This window comes from Algoriphagus sp. AGSA1, assembly GCF_021390545.1.
Lineage (GTDB): Bacteria > Bacteroidota > Bacteroidia > Cytophagales > Cyclobacteriaceae > Algoriphagus.
The window spans coordinates 23,688-40,814 of record NZ_JAJUWR010000003.1 but is presented as its reverse complement, the minus strand read 5'-3'; the positions used below and the strand labels follow the sequence as shown (position 1 = coordinate 40,814).

Annotated in this window: 13 protein-coding genes; 8 read left to right on the top strand and 5 right to left on the bottom strand. The window is 42.7% G+C overall.

Annotated features, from left to right (window positions below; all coding sequences use genetic code 11):
- The first annotated feature begins 348 nt into the window (after positions 1-348).
- Together LZF95_RS02435 and LZF95_RS02430 are read left to right on the top strand one after the other, a co-directional pair.
- Complete coding sequence (locus tag LZF95_RS02435; protein WP_233753406.1) at positions 349-2,793, top strand: ABC transporter permease; 2,445 nt, start codon at positions 349-351, stop codon at positions 2,791-2,793.
- A gap of 150 nt (positions 2,794-2,943) precedes the next feature.
- Positions 2,944-5,361 (top strand): ABC transporter permease, encoded by a 2,418-nt coding sequence (locus LZF95_RS02430; protein WP_233753405.1) that lies wholly within the window; start codon positions 2,944-2,946, stop codon positions 5,359-5,361.
- A 183-nt stretch (positions 5,362-5,544) separates the two neighbouring features.
- Here LZF95_RS02430 and LZF95_RS02425 read toward each other — a convergent pair whose 3' ends face one another.
- Entirely contained in the window at positions 5,545-6,609 is a 1,065-nt protein-coding gene (locus tag LZF95_RS02425) for a PA0069 family radical SAM protein (protein ID WP_233753404.1), read from the bottom strand.
- Positions 6,610-7,012: 403 nt separating this feature from the next.
- Between LZF95_RS02425 and LZF95_RS02420 the strand changes: the two genes are divergently transcribed.
- From LZF95_RS02420 to LZF95_RS02400, 5 genes are all read left to right on the top strand, one after another.
- Positions 7,013-7,678, top strand: coding sequence for a DUF1080 domain-containing protein (locus LZF95_RS02420; protein WP_233753403.1), 666 nt, complete (start codon positions 7,013-7,015; stop codon positions 7,676-7,678).
- A 28-nt stretch (positions 7,679-7,706) separates the two neighbouring features.
- Positions 7,707-9,056 (top strand): Gfo/Idh/MocA family protein, encoded by a 1,350-nt coding sequence (locus LZF95_RS02415; protein WP_233753402.1) that lies wholly within the window; start codon positions 7,707-7,709, stop codon positions 9,054-9,056.
- Between the two features lie 349 nt (positions 9,057-9,405).
- Positions 9,406-11,805: an ABC transporter permease gene (locus LZF95_RS02410; protein WP_233753401.1), complete on the top strand. Its 2,400-nt coding sequence runs from the start codon at positions 9,406-9,408 to the stop codon at positions 11,803-11,805.
- 29 nt (positions 11,806-11,834) lie between these two features.
- Entirely contained in the window at positions 11,835-12,518 is a 684-nt protein-coding gene (locus LZF95_RS02405; RefSeq protein ID WP_233753400.1) for an ABC transporter ATP-binding protein, read from the top strand.
- Positions 12,496-13,845: a TolC family protein gene (locus LZF95_RS02400; protein ID WP_233753399.1), complete on the top strand. Its 1,350-nt coding sequence runs from the start codon at positions 12,496-12,498 to the stop codon at positions 13,843-13,845. The genes LZF95_RS02405 and LZF95_RS02400 overlap by 23 nt, the downstream gene beginning before the upstream one ends.
- A gap of 113 nt (positions 13,846-13,958) precedes the next feature.
- Here LZF95_RS02400 and LZF95_RS02395 read toward each other — a convergent pair whose 3' ends face one another.
- The 4 genes from LZF95_RS02395 to LZF95_RS02380 all read right to left on the bottom strand — a co-directional run bounded on the left by LZF95_RS02395 (position 13,959) and on the right by LZF95_RS02380 (position 16,317).
- Entirely contained in the window at positions 13,959-14,309 is a 351-nt protein-coding gene (locus LZF95_RS02395; RefSeq protein WP_233753398.1) for a GxxExxY protein, read from the bottom strand.
- Complete coding sequence (locus LZF95_RS02390; protein ID WP_233753397.1) at positions 14,275-14,553, bottom strand: GxxExxY protein; 279 nt, start codon at positions 14,551-14,553, stop codon at positions 14,275-14,277. The genes LZF95_RS02395 and LZF95_RS02390 overlap by 35 nt, the downstream gene beginning before the upstream one ends.
- Before the next feature lie 114 nt (positions 14,554-14,667).
- Positions 14,668-15,516 carry an OmpA family protein gene (locus LZF95_RS02385; RefSeq protein ID WP_233753396.1) on the bottom strand — a complete coding sequence of 283 codons (849 nt, stop codon included), beginning with the start codon at positions 15,514-15,516 and terminating at the stop codon, positions 14,668-14,670.
- Positions 15,517-15,729: 213 nt separating this feature from the next.
- Positions 15,730-16,317, bottom strand: coding sequence for a DUF4136 domain-containing protein (locus LZF95_RS02380; RefSeq protein WP_233753395.1), 588 nt, complete (start codon positions 16,315-16,317; stop codon positions 15,730-15,732).
- A gap of 216 nt (positions 16,318-16,533) precedes the next feature.
- On the opposite strand from LZF95_RS02380, the gene LZF95_RS02375 reads away from it, so the two are divergent.
- Positions 16,534-17,115, top strand: a complete 582-nt coding sequence (locus LZF95_RS02375) for a uracil-DNA glycosylase family protein (protein WP_233753394.1) — start codon at positions 16,534-16,536, stop codon at positions 17,113-17,115.
- The last annotated feature ends 12 nt before the right edge of the window (positions 17,116-17,127 follow it).

Sequence of the window (17,127 nt, the reverse complement as noted above, 5' to 3'; positions counted from 1 at the left end):
GGCATGCTGACCCGGACAATTCTTTAAGTGGTATTAAGCATAGGTTATTATTAATTGCATAGCCGATAAAGTTCAGTACACTTTAGCGTCAAAAACTACTCTTTGCTGATTGCCGCTTTATGGTTTTTGACCACTGGCGGACAAAAATGTCCGATTGATTTGCTTGAGATAGGTTGTAGTGGCGAAATCATTGGTTTAGGAACCCTTTTTTAATGGCATAGAAATTTGATAGCTGTATTACGGAACTCTCTTTTCTTGAGAATACTAACGCAGGTGTTTAGCACTCCTACAGGGTTAAACTAAGGTGCCTGTATAAAGGTGAAATTAAAAACCAACAACAGTTACACAATGTGGAAGAACTACTTTAAAATCGCAATCCGTAATCTGTCCAAAAACAAATTACACACAGGAATCAATTTGATCGGTCTTACACTGGGCTTGGGTGTTAGCACGTTGATTTTCTTTTTTGTACAGTTTGAGAGCAATTTTGATGATTTTCATAGCGAAGGCGATCATATTTTTCGAATACAACGATTTGAGGTAGAAGATGGGGAAATGAATGCTTCTTTTTCCACTCCTATTATCACTGCGCCTACTTTTGCCAATGAATTTTCCCAAGTTACCCATACCACACGTTTAGTGAGCGGCGCAGCCCAGACTTATCTCGATGAAGAGACTACCCAAAATCAACCTTATTTGATGGTGAGCCCGGAGTTCTTGGAGATTTTTAGTTTTAGGTTGCTTCAGGGGGCCAAAGAGCAAGTACTTCAAGATAAGTTTAGTGTGGTGATCACTGAAGAAGTTTCCAAAAAGTACTTTGGCAATGCTGATCCCATCGGCAAATCTCTCCGGTTGAAAATGGGAGACAACTACGAGGAGTATAAAGTTTCCGGTCTTTTGGAGAACCTGCCATCAAACAGCAGTATAAAGTTTGATATGCTGATGAACGACAGCAACCTGGATTTTAATGTTGCGGAACAAAATCAGAGTTCTTGGTTTAATGTCTATGGGGACACCTACGTCAAATTAAAAAGTGCAGAAGACAAAGCCTCGGTAGAGGCTGGGGTGGAAAACATGATGAAAAAGGTTCTGGGAGAACAATACAAGCCAGGGGAATATACGTTCACGCTCCAGCCGATTGCTGAAATGCACCTGACAGAGAATCCCGATACGGGAATGGTAGAAACCACCCGTCCATCGTTATTGTGGATTTTGGCTGGAATCGCATTTTTGATTCTGTTGATAGCCTGCATCAATTTTACCACCATGGCAATAGGCAGGTCAACTACCCGTGCCAAAGAAGTGGGTGTTCGCAAGACCATGGGAGCAGATTTCGGACAGTTGGTTTTTCAGTTTCTGACAGAGGCATTTCTGATCACTATCGCAGCATTGGTTTTCGGATTGATCTTGGCAGAAGCTCTGCTTCCTATTTTTAACAATCTGTTTGACAAGCAACTTGACCTGGTTTATGGGCCGACTCAACTCTTGATATTAGGTGGTTTGGTAGTCTTGATTACTGCGATGGCAGGGGCATATCCGGCCTTTTTTATGTCCAGCCTGAAGCCGATCAAAGTACTGAAAGGAAATCTCTCGATACGCTTTGGGAAGCAGGCATTGCGAAAGGGTTTGGTGGCATTTCAGTTTTTCATCTCCTTTGTGTTAATAGCCTCGACATTGATTATGGTCAATCAGATGAAAGCAATTAGGGATTATGACTTGGGCTTTGACCAGGATATGGTGGTGCTGGTGGATATTCCTGATGTGCCGAGTACGAGTTTTGTGAAATCGATAAATGAGAGCTTTGCGCAGGCGGAGAAATACCGCCAGGCTTTGGAAGGCAGATCAGAAGTGCAATCTGCAGGAATTACTATCGCAACCTATGGTGACGATGCGTTTTGGGATGGAGGATTTCCTACGGAAGATGGCAAGCAGTTTAATTTCCGATTGAATTTTGTGGGTGGGGATTATCTGAAAACCCTTGGTCTGGAGCTGGTAAGCGGTCGGGATTTCAATCCTGAAACCGGATCAGACGGCAACGCGGTATTGATCAATGAGACTTTTGCAAAAGCTATGAAATGGGAGGATCCTCTAGGGGAATCACTTCCGAGTAATAAAATAGGCAACCATGAAATCGTGGGCGTGGTAAAGGATTTTAATCATAATTCCCTGTATAAGGAGATAGAACCGGTAATCCTGGCGAAAAATCCTGAAACAGTATTTAGCGGAATCAATATGCTGATGATCAGTTCAGGCACCAATCCGAAGGTCATGGCGAAAAGCAGCGGGACGGATTTCGAAGTTTTCAAGTCTATGCTTGAGAATGAATGGAGTCGGGTGTTTCCAATGGAGACTTTTAGTTTCAGCTTTCTTGATGAGGCCGTTCAAAAAGAATATGTAGCAGATGAGCGATTGGGGAAAATGGTCTTTCTGGCCGCTTGTGTTGCTATCCTGATCGCAGCAATGGGATTGTTTGCCATGGCGGCACTGAGTATAGCCGGACGAACCAAAGAAATAGGCATCCGAAAGGTGCTGGGGGCTTCCAGCTGGAGCATTTCCTGGATGTTCAACAAGGAATTCCTAGCCATTACTTGCGTAGGGGTACTGGTGGCTTTACCCTTAAGCCTGTATTTTATGCAGGGATGGATTGAGCAGTTTGCAGTGAAAGAATGGCCGTCCTGGGTCAACTTTACCTTTTTGGGATTGGGAGGAATCGCGTTTACTATCGCAATAGTTTCTGCCCAGTCTTTTAGGGCCACTCAGATGGATCCGGTGAAGACGTTGAAGGATGAGTAGCGTTTCAAGTATCAAGTAGAGAGTATCTAGAATCAAGATTTTAGATTCAAGAATATAGATTCTAAAACCAAAAATCAAATTGATAATTATGCGCTTTGCTTGTGTCAATCTTCCAATTTTAGAATCTTCCAATTTTCCAATTCGAATAAAATGCTAAAGAACTACTTTAAAATAGCCTGGAGAAACATTCTTAGAAATAAGATGCGTTCGTTTATCCATGTCCTTGGACTTTCTATAGGGATTGCCATCTGTTTTTTGATCTTCAACGTGGTGACGCATTCTTATAGTTTTGACCGCTTTCATCCGGACAAGGAGAGAATATACCGGATAAATACCCTGACGGACTGGGGGGATGAGGGGGTTTTTCCTAATTCAGGAACCCCGGGGCCACTTGGAGAAGTGATTCAGGAAGAAGTTTCGGGGATAGAAGATAAGGGGAGACTCTATACGATGTCTCAGACTTTAGTAGCCTTGCCTTCCTCGGGCAAAGTGTTTGGAAGATCGAATAATGCAACTTTTGCGGATGGGGGATTCTTTAAGATTTTCCCGAGGGAGTGGTTGGCAGGAAATCCTGAAACCGCCTTGCTCCAGCCTGAATCAGTCGTGATCACAGAAGAGAGCTTGCATAAGTACTTTCCTGGTTCTGAAGCGTCCGATGTACTGGGACAGGAGTTGATGTTTGCGGATTCAGATTCTATTTATGCGAAAGTTACAGGTGTAGTTGCTGACTATAAGGAAAAAACAGACTTTATTTTCACTGATTTCATCTCTTTTAGCACAATTCGGACAGAGGAGCAAATAGAATGGTATGGTTTGCATGACTGGACATCGGTCAATTCAAGCAGTCAACTTTTTGTCAAACTGGCTACAGGGGTGTCTCGTGAGTCAGTGGACAATGCCTTTGAACCGCTGATTGCAAAAAATATGGAGGCTAAAGCCGATAGTGGATATGGCACAAGATTTTTTACAGAACCACTGTCCGAAATGCATTTTGGAGAGAATTATTCCTATGACAACGTTTCTAAAGTTTTCCTGAACGGTTTGATTCTGATAGGTTTGATCATTCTTGTGCTTGCAGTACTGAACTTTGTAAACCTTGAAACCGCCCAGGCGATAAGTAGGTCCAAGGAAGTGGGGATCAGAAAAACAATAGGTGGAACCCGGCTGCAGCTGATTACTCAATTTCTTGCGGAGACATTTTTGATCGTCTTGTGCAGTACCATCCTAGCTATGGTATTCGTAGAAGGAATTAGAGGGTTATTCGCAGACTATCTTCCTAAGAATTTCAGTATTGAATATTTTTCTGTTTACAATGTTCTTTTCTATACAGGGTTCCCTGTTTTGGTCTCCATGATTGCGGGGATTTATCCGGCTCTGATTCTTTCTAACTATAACCCACAGCGGGCTTTGAAAGGGGAATTGATCAAGAGCGGTCAGTTTTCCGTGGGAGTATTTCTGAGAAAAAACCTGACAGTGATTCAACTGTCATCTTCTATTGCTTTTATTATTCTGGTTTTGGTACTGAACTATCAACTGAAGTACGTGACCAGCCAGCCGCTGGGGTTTGATAAGGAAGCCGTGGTGTACGCCTCTCTTCCATTCATGTCTGATCCCGATAAAATGCTTCAGCTTCAGGATCGCTTTAATCAGGAGACAATGGTGCAAAGTGCCAGTTTGAGCGGTAGTTTAGTGTCGTCCACGAGCCTTTGGACGTCTGATGCCAAAGTGCCTATGGACACGACTGAAAAGGAGATGTATATACAGGTGATGAATGTGGATTCAGCCTTTGTGCGGGTAAATGGTATTCCGCTGATAGCAGGTTCGGATGGGATAGATCGAAAAGATGAGCTATTGGTCAATGAGCAATTTGTGAAAGAAGCCGGTTTCACAAGTGCTGAAGATGCGCTGGGGGTAGAGATAGGATATAGCGGGGAGCAACGCAAAATCATCGGAGTGGTCGCTGATTTTCATTCCAGGACACTTAGAGAGGGGATTCGCCCACTTCTCTTTACCTATAATCCCAAGTTTTTTCAAACGGTGAATGTAAAGCTGAATTCAGATCAGAACTTGGCTGCGGCAAAGGAGAAATTGGAGAAGATTTATCTAACAGTTTATCCTTATGAATCAGTGTCTTTCAATTTCTTGGATACTCAACTAGATAGATTCTATCAAGAAGATGTGAAAATCAAAAATGTGCTTGGCTTTGCCTGTGCGCTTGCGATTATGATTTCTTGCCTTGGCTTGTTTGGACTTTCCAGTTTCACCATAGCCCAGCGCACCAAAGAGATCAGTATCAGGAAGGTCTTGGGGGCAACTCTACAGCAGATTCTCTTTCTGATCTCCAAAGAATACATGATTTTGGTGGGAGTTTCATTCCTGATCGCCGTATTCCCTGCCTATTATTTTCTCAACGATTGGTTAAGCGGCTTCAATACCCGGGTGGAAATGCCTTATTTGATGTTTGTGGGAGCGGGTCTGGGAGTGATGGTAATATGTATGCTTATCGTGGGTATTCACTCGTATGTGGCTTCGCAGACCAATCCTGCCAAAGTGCTGAAGAGTGAGTAGGGTGGATTTGAGATTTAGGAAATCCTAGAAATCCCCCTAACTCTCCGCCACGGCGGAGGGAATAGCCTCAATGGTACTTTGACCCCTCTTTATTAATATTTTTCACTGTATTGATTGATATCTGAGGTTCAGTTGAGGTGACTCCCCCTTTACAACGGGGGCAGGGGGATTTATAATGGGAGACTAAAACAAATTCAAATTCCCACCTTTTCTAAACTTAGAGAGGTCGAATTCGGGCATAGTCTTGCCTGCAAAATACTTCCTCTTTGAGGTGGCAAAAAGCAGATTGATCATCTCAGCTACCTTACCCTCGCCCCGCATCCTTCTTCCAAACTGGGAATCATTGAGTTGACCGCCGTGCATTGAGCAGATTTGAGCTATTACTTTATGCGCTCGGTCGGGAAAGTTTTTATGAACCCAATCTTCGAAAATTGGGCCTACACTTCCGTTAAGACGAACTACGGTCATTCCGGCCGTAAGTGCTCCATGATCCGCGGCAGCTTTGAGGATAGCGGGTGTCTCATGATCAGTCAGGCCCGGGATGATGGGTGCACACATGACCCCGACGGGGATGCCTGCCAAAGAAAGTTCTTCTATGGTTTTTAACCGTTTGGATGCACTGGCAGTTCGTGGTTCCATTTTACGTCTCACATGTTCATCAAGTGAAGTGATGGAAATGAAAACCTTGGCCAGTTTATCCATGGCCAAATCTTGAAGTAAATCTTTGTCTCTTAAGATCAAACTGTTCTTAGTGATCATTCCTACAGGGTGACGGTAGCGGGCAAAGACTTTCAGCAAACTTCTCGTAAGTTCCATCTTGCGTTCCAGTGGTTGATAGCAGTCAGTGTTGCCGGCTATGCTGATAGGGACGGGTTTCCAAGTAGGTTTGTGAAACAACTTTTCCAGAAGCTGGGCGGCATTTGCTTTAGCTATAATTTTGCTTTCGAAGTCAAGACCCGCATCAAATCCATAATATTCATGCGTATTTCTAGCATAGCAATAGCTGCATCCATGCTCACAGCCTTGATAAGGATTTAGTGAGTACATCATGCCCAGATCAGGGCTTTCGATTTTGTTTACTATGCTCTTGGAATGCTCCTGATAGACTTTGGTGTGTGGAGACTGGATCAAGGCTTCATCCAGTCCCTCAATATGCTCACTCACATAGCGATATTTGAGGAATTTGTTGTCCGTCTTAATCTGCGACCCACGCCCTTTGAAATAGCTTTCTGCTTCGTTCTGCTCCATTTGATTTCAATATACCGGGAGATAAGGATACGTAAAAGGATGGAAAATGATATGGACGGAAAGTGTCGGGGTTGTGGGAGATAATTTATGTAATTGTCTAGGTGAAGCAATTACGAAGTTCATGAAATTGTTAGTCGCATATCGGATCGTCACGGCAATCTGAAGACCGCATTGCATTAAGTCCAAGACTGAAGTATTGAGCTAGGTGCAAGCGGCTCCTTTGGAATCTTGATACTAGCTACTCAATACTTTTGGGAAACCACCTTTTCCAAAAAAATCATTTAAATACCTGAGGTGTAAATAAAATTTTTAATTAAGTTTATTGTTCGCAAATTGGCATGAAACCTTAAATTGCATTCCTGTTTGTGGCGCTAAATGCCAAAAACGCTTTAAATAATCTCTGATGACCAAATCTAATTCTGTTTTAAGTCTCGTTTTTTTTGTTGTTGCAATTCTTGTGTATGCATGCGGCTCGCAGAAAAGCATTTCAGATGAGGAATTCGTTTCGCTTTTCAATGGGCAAAACCTCGATGGATGGATTGGTAACAAAACGTCTTATCATGCAGAGGATGGCATGATTGTAATAGATCCCCAAGGAACTGGAGGAGGGAATTTATTTACTGAAAAGGAATATGGGGATTTTATCCTCAGGTTTGAATTTCAGCTTACCCCGGGCGCAAATAATGGCTTGGGTATCCATGCGCCTCTTGAGGGCGATGCTGCATACGTAGGCAAAGAGCTACAAATATTGGATAATACCGCAGACAAATTTGCGAACTTGAAGGAGTACCAATACCACGGTTCGGTCTATGGTGTGATTCCAGCCAAAAGGGGATATTTGAATCCTGTGGGAGATTGGAATCAGCAAGAGGTTGTCGTTAATCATCCACATATTAAAGTTATCCTTAATGGAGAAACCATCCTGGATGGTGACTATCTTGAGGCAAGCGATAACGGAACTCTGGACAATAAGGATCATCCTGGATTGCAGCGGAGTTCAGGCCACATTGGTTTCTTAGGCCACGGAGATGTAGTCCGCTTTAAGAATATCAGAATCAAAGAACTATAAAATAACCTTGAAATAAATTCACTGAAACATGAGTACGAACATTGAAAGTATAGGCCGTAGAGACTTTGTCAAAAAGAGTGGCTTAGGATTATTGGGTGCCGCCTTGGCTCCTTCCCTTTTGGCCAGATTAAATGCAGGCGAACGTCTAAGGACTGCCCATATAGGACTTGGAATGATGGGCATGGCCGATTTGGATGCGATTTCGTCCCATGAGTTGGTGGACGTGGTAGCACTTTGCGATGTGGATTCGAATATGATGGCCAATGCGAAAGCGCTTCATCCAAATGCAAAGACCTACGCTGACTATCGGGAGATGCTGAAAGACATGGAAAATGAAATAGATGCTGTAGTGGTATCTACTCCTGATCATACCCATGCACCGGCTTCGATCATGGCAATGAAGATGAGTAAGCCTGTATATTGCCAGAAACCATTGACTCACCATGTGTCAGAGGCCAGGGCAATGAATAAGCTGGCGACTAAGAAGAATTTGGTGACCCAGATGGGGATTCAGGTGCATTCTTTTTACGATTATAAGTTGGCGACCTTACTGATTCAGTCTGGAATCATCGGTAAGGTGCATACCGTCCGTGCTTGGTCCCCAAAGGATTGGGGTTATGATGGCCCTGAGCCGGAAGGAGCTGATCCTGTACCTGCTAACTTAGATTGGAACCTCTGGCAGGGAACTGCTCCCGAGAGGCCTTACAAGGAAGGCTTTTATCATCCGGGCAATTGGAGAAAAATAATGGATTATGGCTGTGGTACGCTAGGGGATATGGGGGTGCATATTTTCGATACGCCATATAATGCACTTGAACTCGATGTGCCAAGAACCATCATCAATGAATGCCGCGAACCTACAGGATTTGGTTTTCCCGCAAACAATGTAGTGACTTATGAGTTTCCGGGAACCAAGCATACTGCAGAAACACTGAAGTGGGTATGGTATGATGGAATCGGGGCCCCTGAAGCACATGAAGATCTGGTATTGCCAAATGGTGATGAATTGCCTGATCAAGGAGCGATGTTTATGGGAGAAAAGGGCAGGTTACTATTACCGCATTTTCAACAGTTGCCAAGAAAAATCGTCGATGGTAAGTATGTGGAAATGGACATAGAATCATTCAATCTGGGCAAACCCGTGAAGGATTACGATTCCGAAAGCAAGAAGCATTACCACCAGTTTGTGGATGCCTGTCTGGGAAAGGGAGAAACTACCGCACCATTCTCATACGCCTCACGATTGACAGAGACCATTTTATTGGGTGTAATCGCAGGCAGATTCCCTAATGAAACCCTTCATTGGGACAGCAAAAAAGCGAAGTTTGCCGAGAAGAAAGCAAATAAATTCTTGAAAGGGAAGTACCGAAAGTTCTAGTATCAAGACATACGTATCAAGGTATAAGACATAAGATTTTAGATGCAAGAGCCAAGAATCGAGAGTTTAGAATAGATTTGAGGTTTGTCATTTGTCTTGAGAATTGATCATTGATAAGTTGTTTTGTTCGCCAGCGGACAAAAATGTTCGAGATAGTAATCCTATCAAAAGTGTAAAAATGCCTCTGGGGTTTATTCAGAGGCATTTTTTTGTGGCATAAAAGTGGAAAAGAGGAGGGAGGATGTACGAATAGACTTAAAATTTAAAATAAATACTTGGGAATACTCAATCTCCAAATCTGCCACGGCAGACAAGTCTTTTGAATTTGGCAATATTCAATCCTTATTCTATGTGGAAAAACTACCTTAAAATATCCTTTCGTAATTTGCAGAAACGCAAACTCTACACCGGCATCAATCTTATCGGATTGACCGTAGCCATTGTGAGTTTTTTGGCAATCTGCCTCTATATCCAACATGAATGGAGTTATGATAAAATGTATGGGGATTATGAGCGCATATATAAATTCAATCAGGAGTTCGTGTCTGAAGGAGAAAGCCAGTTAGTGAGTTCCACTCCGTCCAGTCTGATTCCTACGCTTATAGAGGAAATTTCGGAGGTGGAGACAGGTACATTGGTTTTTGACCTTAGTATCTTCTCTTCTGTACTGATAGATGGCGGTGAGGGAAATCAGGAGGAGCAATCCTTTGCTTATGCAGATGAAAACTTTTTCAACGTATTTGACTTTGATCTTTTGTCAGGTAATTCCAGCCAAGTATTGTCAGAGCCAAATCTGCTGGTGCTAACAAACGAAACTGCTGAGCGCTATTTTGGTGACGCAGCCACTGCTGTCGGCAAAATAATGAAGGTGGAAGGGAATGATTTTACGGTATCCGGAGTGATGGAGGATTTTCCTAGCAACAGTCACATGGAATTTGATTTTTTGGCATCTTTCAAATCGCACAGACACGGAAAGAATCCTGAATGGTCTCCAAGTAATTACTATACTTATGTGAAGTTGAAATCCGGAACGGATGTGGGTGCTTTTCAGGCCAAAGTAGAGGAAATCAAGGAGAAATACCTTGGCAAGGAACTGGCAGAATATGGCTATAGAACGTTTTTCCACCTGCAGCCAGTCAGTGAAATACATTTGGGAGATCAATCACTTGGCAGTATCAAGCCGGGAACAGACATTCGCTACTTATATATTTTCGGTATAGTTGCTTTGTTGCTTATTGCAATAGGGATTATCAATTATGTGAACTTGGCCACGGCAGAAGCTACCGAGCGCAATAAGGAAGTTGGGCTTCGCAAAGCAATGGGAGCAGGGAGAGGACAGTTGTTTGGTCAGTTTGTCTCCGAATCTATGCTACTCACTTTTGCAGCTACGCTATTGAGTATTGTGTGCCTTTACTTGATTCTACCAAAATTCTCGACGATCAGCGGGGTGCTGCTAAGCACGGATTCCTTAATGAATTTTGGCGGGCTCGGTCTTATGATAGGGTTGATAGTGATTGTGGGCTTGTTGGCAGGAATGTACCCGGCTTTGATTTTGTCAGGCATGGAGCCGATCAAAGCACTGGCAAATAAAACGAAAATGGGTGGAGGAGCTTGGGTGAGAAAATCTCTGGTAGTGTTCCAGTTCTTCGTTTCCATTGGCCTGTTGATAGCTACTTTTATCGTAAAAAACCAACTGGACTACATGCAAAACGTCAGTTTAGGCTACGATAGGGAACAAGTGGTAGCGCTGCCCTATCACTACAAGATGCGAAATGCGGTTGAGACCATGAAGGCTGAAATGCTGAAATCTGGTGCTGCGTATTCCATAGCCCTTGCGGGAGACATGCCTGTACACATCAAGGCAGGATATAGGATATTTCCGGGAGGGGACAATCAGCGCGAGTTTATGATTACGGGATATTCCACTGATGAGGATATTGTCAAAACGCTAAACCTGGCAATTCTCGCAGGTACTGATCTCAATGCAAATGACTTCTCCAGAGAGGAGGCTAATGATAATGAAGACTTGGTTCCGATTATCCTCAATGAATCTGCTATCAGGGAAATGGGTTGGAGTCCTGAAGAGGCCATCGGAAAAACAGTGAATTTTGGATATTCAGATGCAAGAATCAAAGCGGTGGTGGGAGATTTCTATTTTAATTCCTTGCATGAAAATATTGGTCCGTTGGGCATATTTAAAGATCAGGGAAATGCGAATGTGCTTCTGGTGAAAATACCTGCGGGAAATCCCGCCGCTACCCTTGCAACACTTGAAGAGGTGTGGAAGAAGTTTGTCCCGGAACGGCCGTTCAACTATAAATTTATAGATCAGGAATATGCTCAGCTTTACCGCTCAGAAGAGCGTGTAGGTGTGATTTTCACCCTGTTTTCGGGCATAGCTATCTTGATTGCCTGTATGGGATTGTTTGGTCTAGTGTCCTATGTAGCACTTCGTAGAACACGGGAAATCAGTATCCGAAAAGTACTTGGAGCTACTCAAAAGGATGTCATCTCAGTATTGGCATCTGATTTCTTCAAGCTGCTCTCGGTAGCTTCGGTATTGGCGGTAGGATTTGGACTTTGGTTTAGTGATACTTGGCTGCAGTCCTTTGCCAACCGTGTCTCATTCTCGCCATGGCCATATGTTTTAGCGATTTTGCTGGTATTATTCCTGGCTGGATTGACAATTAGTTATAGAAGTTGGAAGGTGTTCAGATTGAATCCATCCAAAACATTAAAAAGCGATTAATTAATACTAACTATATAAGTATCATTCAAATGATTGAACTCAAAGAAGTAGATAAATACATTGAATCACGGTTTCAACGCATATTTATTCTCAAAGGAATAGATCTCACCATAAACGAAGGAGAGTTTGTCACACTTATGGGGCCAAGTGGGGCAGGGAAATCTACTTTGTTGAACATCCTTGGCTTGCTCGATGAAGATTATGATGGGGCATACTTTTTCGGCGATAGGAATATTAAAAAAATGAAGGAACGTGAACGGGCTGCTTTGCATAAAAGCGAGTTTGGCTACATTTTTCAGGCTTACCATCTTATTGACGAACTGACGGTGTATGAAAACATCGAGACACCTCTCCTGTATAGAAATGTGTCATCAAATGAGCGCAAAAGCATCATCGCCAATCTGCTGGACAGGTTCAATATGGTGGCAAAAAAAGATTTGTTTCCTGCCCAGCTTTCGGGTGGCCAACAGCAGCTAGTCGGCATAGCAAGAGCTGTCGCCGGTAAGCCTAGAGTGCTGCTTGCCGATGAGCCCACTGGAAATCTTCATTCAGGTCAGGCCAAAGAGATCATGGAAGTCTTCCAGGAATTGCACCGCGAGGGAACTACAATTATACAGGCCACCCATGCGAGAGAAAATGCGGATTATGGAACCAGACTGATCGATATGCTGGATGGTAAAATAGAAAAAGATGAAGCGATTGTTCATGCATAGAAAATATAGTGCTTTAGTTGTTGGCATCCTGCTTTCAGTAACAGTACAGGCTCAGGATACCTTGAAAATCAATTTTCGTCAGGCGGTCGATTTGGCTCTTTCTGCGAATGTTGATTATCAGGTACTATCAAATAACATGGAAGTACTGAAGGTTCAAAAGCAGTCAGCACTTCTCTCACATTTTCCCAATGTGAATATCAATAGCTCATTTTCCCAACAGAAAGGCCAGCAAACGCAACAGATAGAAGGGCAGATAGTGGTGACCAGTGTGACGAATGAAGTGGTGAACGCAGGATTGAATATGAGTATGCCTATTTTCAATGCAGGCAGAAGGATTCTGGACACCCAGTCCGCAAAACTCGCTTATGAAGCAGGGGAAAAAGGGCTTGACAGAGCCTCTCAGCAAATCGTGTTCGATGTTGCCAGAAGGTACCTTCAGGTGCTTCTGGACCAGGAATTGGTGAGAATCTCTATAGAGAATTTAGAGAACCAAAAGGAGACATTGCGGCAGATAGATGGTTTTGTGGATGCCGGACTTCGAACTTTATCGGACAAATATAATCAGCAATCAGAAGTGGCAAGACTGGAGTCTGTGTTGGTAGATGCTGAATTGCAGTATCAGAATGATGTGTGGGATCTGTCCGAATATTTGCAGCTGGAACCTGGAGTGGTTCCAGTGTTGGAATCTGTTGATCCTGGGACGGATGTTATGGGTTTTGATGATATGAGTATGAAGGAACTATACGATATAGCGCTAGTGAACCGACCAGATGGCACACAGCAGAAATTACTTGTGGAATCCTTAGAGAAAAACCTGAAAGCCAGCAAGGCGATGTATTATCCAAGGGTAACGGCCTTTTATAACTATAACACGTTTTTCACTTCGTTGGATGATAGGACACTACAAGACCAACTCTTGAAAATATACCCGCAGAATTCTATGGGATTAAGCCTCGCTATACCCATCTTCAACAATTTCCAAAATAAATTGAACGTAAGCCGTAACAGAGTGGCCTACAAAAATCAGGTTTTACAAAAAGAATCCATCGATAGGAAAATCTACCAGGATGTAAAACTGGCTTATATGAACTACATGGCGGCAGTGAAAAAGGAGGCAAATACGGAGGTTCAGGTGATGGCTGCAGAAGAAGCCCAAAATGCGATTTCAGAGCGGTTCAGATTGGGGATTTCCAATTTTGTAGATCTTGCCACTGCCAATCAGCAACTGGTAAGTGCGCAGGCTGACCAAGCGCAGGCTGTTTACACACGCTTTTTTCAGGATGTGTTGATGCAGCATGCCTTGGGTACCTTAGAAGTATTGGATTGAAACTGTTCTATTAATTGTCACCACAAAGTCGCAAAATCAACAAAGAAGAGAAATCTAAAATATTTCAAAGTATAAGAAAGTATAAGGAGGTAAATCTAACTTCCTTGCTTTCTTTATGACTTTGTGGTTAAGCAATCTTGGCCTCTGTCTAAATTTGAGAAGTAATTATTTACGAAAGTTTTTTGCCCTTCATGGTATAGATTTACAACATTGAAATTCAGTAAAATGCCTTTTGGTGCTTTCATCAACTTCATATAGGTCATCAATTGAGCTTGATGAATCGGTAGAATTTCTGAAACAGATTTTAATTCTGCGACTATGTTTTTTTCAATGAAAAAGTCTAACCTTAAATCAGCTAAAACTGAAATGCCTTTGTATTGAATAGGTAATATGTATATCCGCCTTTTTGCCAGTAAAACAACAAAAGCATCATAGGATTCGGAGAACACCAGCGTCAAGGCCACTTCGGTGACCTGTCTTCGGTCTTCCGTACAGTAAAGCAAAGAAAATATGGTTACTGGCATCATTGCGGATAATCACAATAGGTAAAATAAGTTCTTGTTGGAAAGAGATATTTCGTAGCCTCAATTCTTCTGCAAGACATTTTTGATATACGCTTTCCAATAGTCCAGGGTCTAGATGCTTGTGAACCTCAAAGGCAGCACCATTTATTTTGTAGGTTAATTCATCTAATTCCTTTTGTGTCACAATTATAAATTCTTGATGAGGGGATAATTTACTGAAAATGGGATAAAAAAAAGCAGGCTGTAGGGCCTGCTTTACGGTTGTGGTGGTTAAAATTAATCGGTGGTTTTTTATGTTTTAAAGCATCGCAAAGAACATGTCCAGATCTGGTATCAAAACGATTCTGGTTCTTCTGTTGATCGCCATATTTTCCGGTGAATCATTTTCTACTATCGGCATATAACTAGCCCTTCCTGCGGCGATCATTTTCTCAGGAGCTACATTGTAATCTTGCTGAAGTTTCCTTACGATACTGGTCGCTCTCTTGACAGACAAGTCCCAGTTATCCTGAACTACTCCTGTGGAGATTGTTCTGGGATCCGTATGTCCCTCGATCATCACCTGGAGGCTTGGCTCAGCGTTGATCACCTCAGCCAATTTCTGAAGAAGAGGATTTGCTTTGCTATTGATTCTATAGCTGCCAGTATTGAAAAGAAGTTTGTCCGATACGGAGATCATTACTACCGTCTGGTCAATGCTGATATTCACATCATCTTCCTCACCATCTACGGTGGTTTCGGTGATGTTTTTCTTCAGGTTATATTCCACGGCCAGATTGACGGAATCTTCTAAAGTCTGTGCTTGGGCTAGTTTCTGCTGGTCCACATTTGCCAAGGTTTGCTTCATTTTTTCCTTGGAGTTTTTGGACATCATAGTAGCTCCTTCCAAGCTGTACATCCCATCATTCTGCAAGGTCAATGCGTCATTAGTATCACGGAGAGAGTTGATTCTTGCATTGTATTCAGCAACTCTGTTTTCGATGATCTGCATCTTCTCTTCTAGCTCAGCTTTTTCTTGCTCAGTAGTAGCCAGTTCGGTTTGGGTTCTAAAAAGATTGCTTTCCAGTTCGGTGTATTTTTTCTTGGAAACACAGGAGGCCATCACAGTGGCGCTCAGCAGTCCGGTAACAATTAGTGATTTTTTCATAGTTGAGTTCTTTGTATCTCGTTAAGACATTTCAAAGGAATTGCCACAACTGAAAATCATCACCACTTTCCTGAAAAAGTCACCAAATAACCGTCTGAGCTGCACAAAGAAGGTTTTTTAATAAAAAAGAAGTCCCGAATTTCGTTTGGGACTTCTTCTCAAAACTGTGGAATGGCTACACAGGTTGCCTATGAAGATACTCATTGGAAGGTATTATTCCAGTTGTCTGTTGTTTAGTACTTTGAATTCATTCATCACCCGGTAAGCAGCCCTGGTAATGTCTGACTGAAAGTTAGGGTCGTCATAATTGAAGTTAGCAGCGGTGTATCCCTGCCAGATTGTATTTCCCCGTTTGCTGTCGATCACATAGATGACCAGCATTCCTCTATTCTCACTGTATCTTACCTGATTATAGGTTTCGTCTTTTTCCTGCTCCTTGTCGAGCTCTCCGTCTTCTTTCTCCGGCACATTACTCACTCGCTGCAGATAGTAATCAAATTCTGGCTGTACATACCCACGATATCTAATGGAGTCAGTGAAGATTTTATAGCTGACCAGCAAATCCGGTTTTGATTCTTGTTCTCTAAATCCCTGGGATCCAAGTCTGGCTCCGATAGTAGCGCTCAGAACTGGGGAAATCAGACTGGTGTCCTTTTCTGTTGGAACTACAAATGCAAACGTTTTGTATTTTTTAAAAGAAGCTTGGTAATTGTAGTCATAGTCAGTTACATAATCCTTGGACGAAAAACATCCTGAGCAAATAAAAATCACCAGGATGAAAGCGAGGTAGGTATTTTTCATATCATTCGGATTGAGTGGTTGAAGGTATTTGATGAGATACGTATGGATCCTAAAGATGGATTAACTTAAATTAACAATAATTGTTTGATCTAATGTATTGAAGTTCAATTAAGTAGTCAATTAATTTAATGTAAAATCCATAGAATAAGTAAAATGAACTCAAATAACTTTCTTCTCTCAGGGAAATAAGCATGTCGGTGAAGATAATTATGTATAATGAATAGGTTTGAAAAATTAGTCGCTAACGCTCAGGCGTGTACACTTTGCTCGGCAGTTTTGCCTCTCGACCCACTTCCGGTTTTTTCTGTTCACCCTGAAAGTAAAGTTCTGGTCATCGGTCAGGCTCCGGGGACTAAGGTGCATGCCACTGGAATTCCCTGGAACGATGCCAGCGGAAATGAACTCAGACGCTGGCTTGGTGTGGATAGAGCGCAGTTTTATAACCCAAAGGTTTTTGGGATTATGCCTATGGGATTTTGCTATCCGGGCAGAGGGAAGGGTGGAGATATGCCGCCTAGGCCAGAATGTGCACCTACTTGGCATGAGCAGATGCGTGCGGCGATGCCGGAGGTGCAACTGACTTTGCTTATAGGGCAATATGCCCAGAACTATTACCTGAAAAACAGCCGGAAGAAAACCCTCACAGAGACGGTAAGGAATTATGAAATATACCTACCGGAATTTATGCCGCTTGTACATCCCTCACCGCGCAATCTTATGTGGAGGAGGAGAAACCCTTGGTTTGAAGAGCAGGTAGTACCTACGTTGAGAACTATTGTTGCACCATTTTTACGCTAAGAATAGAATGAT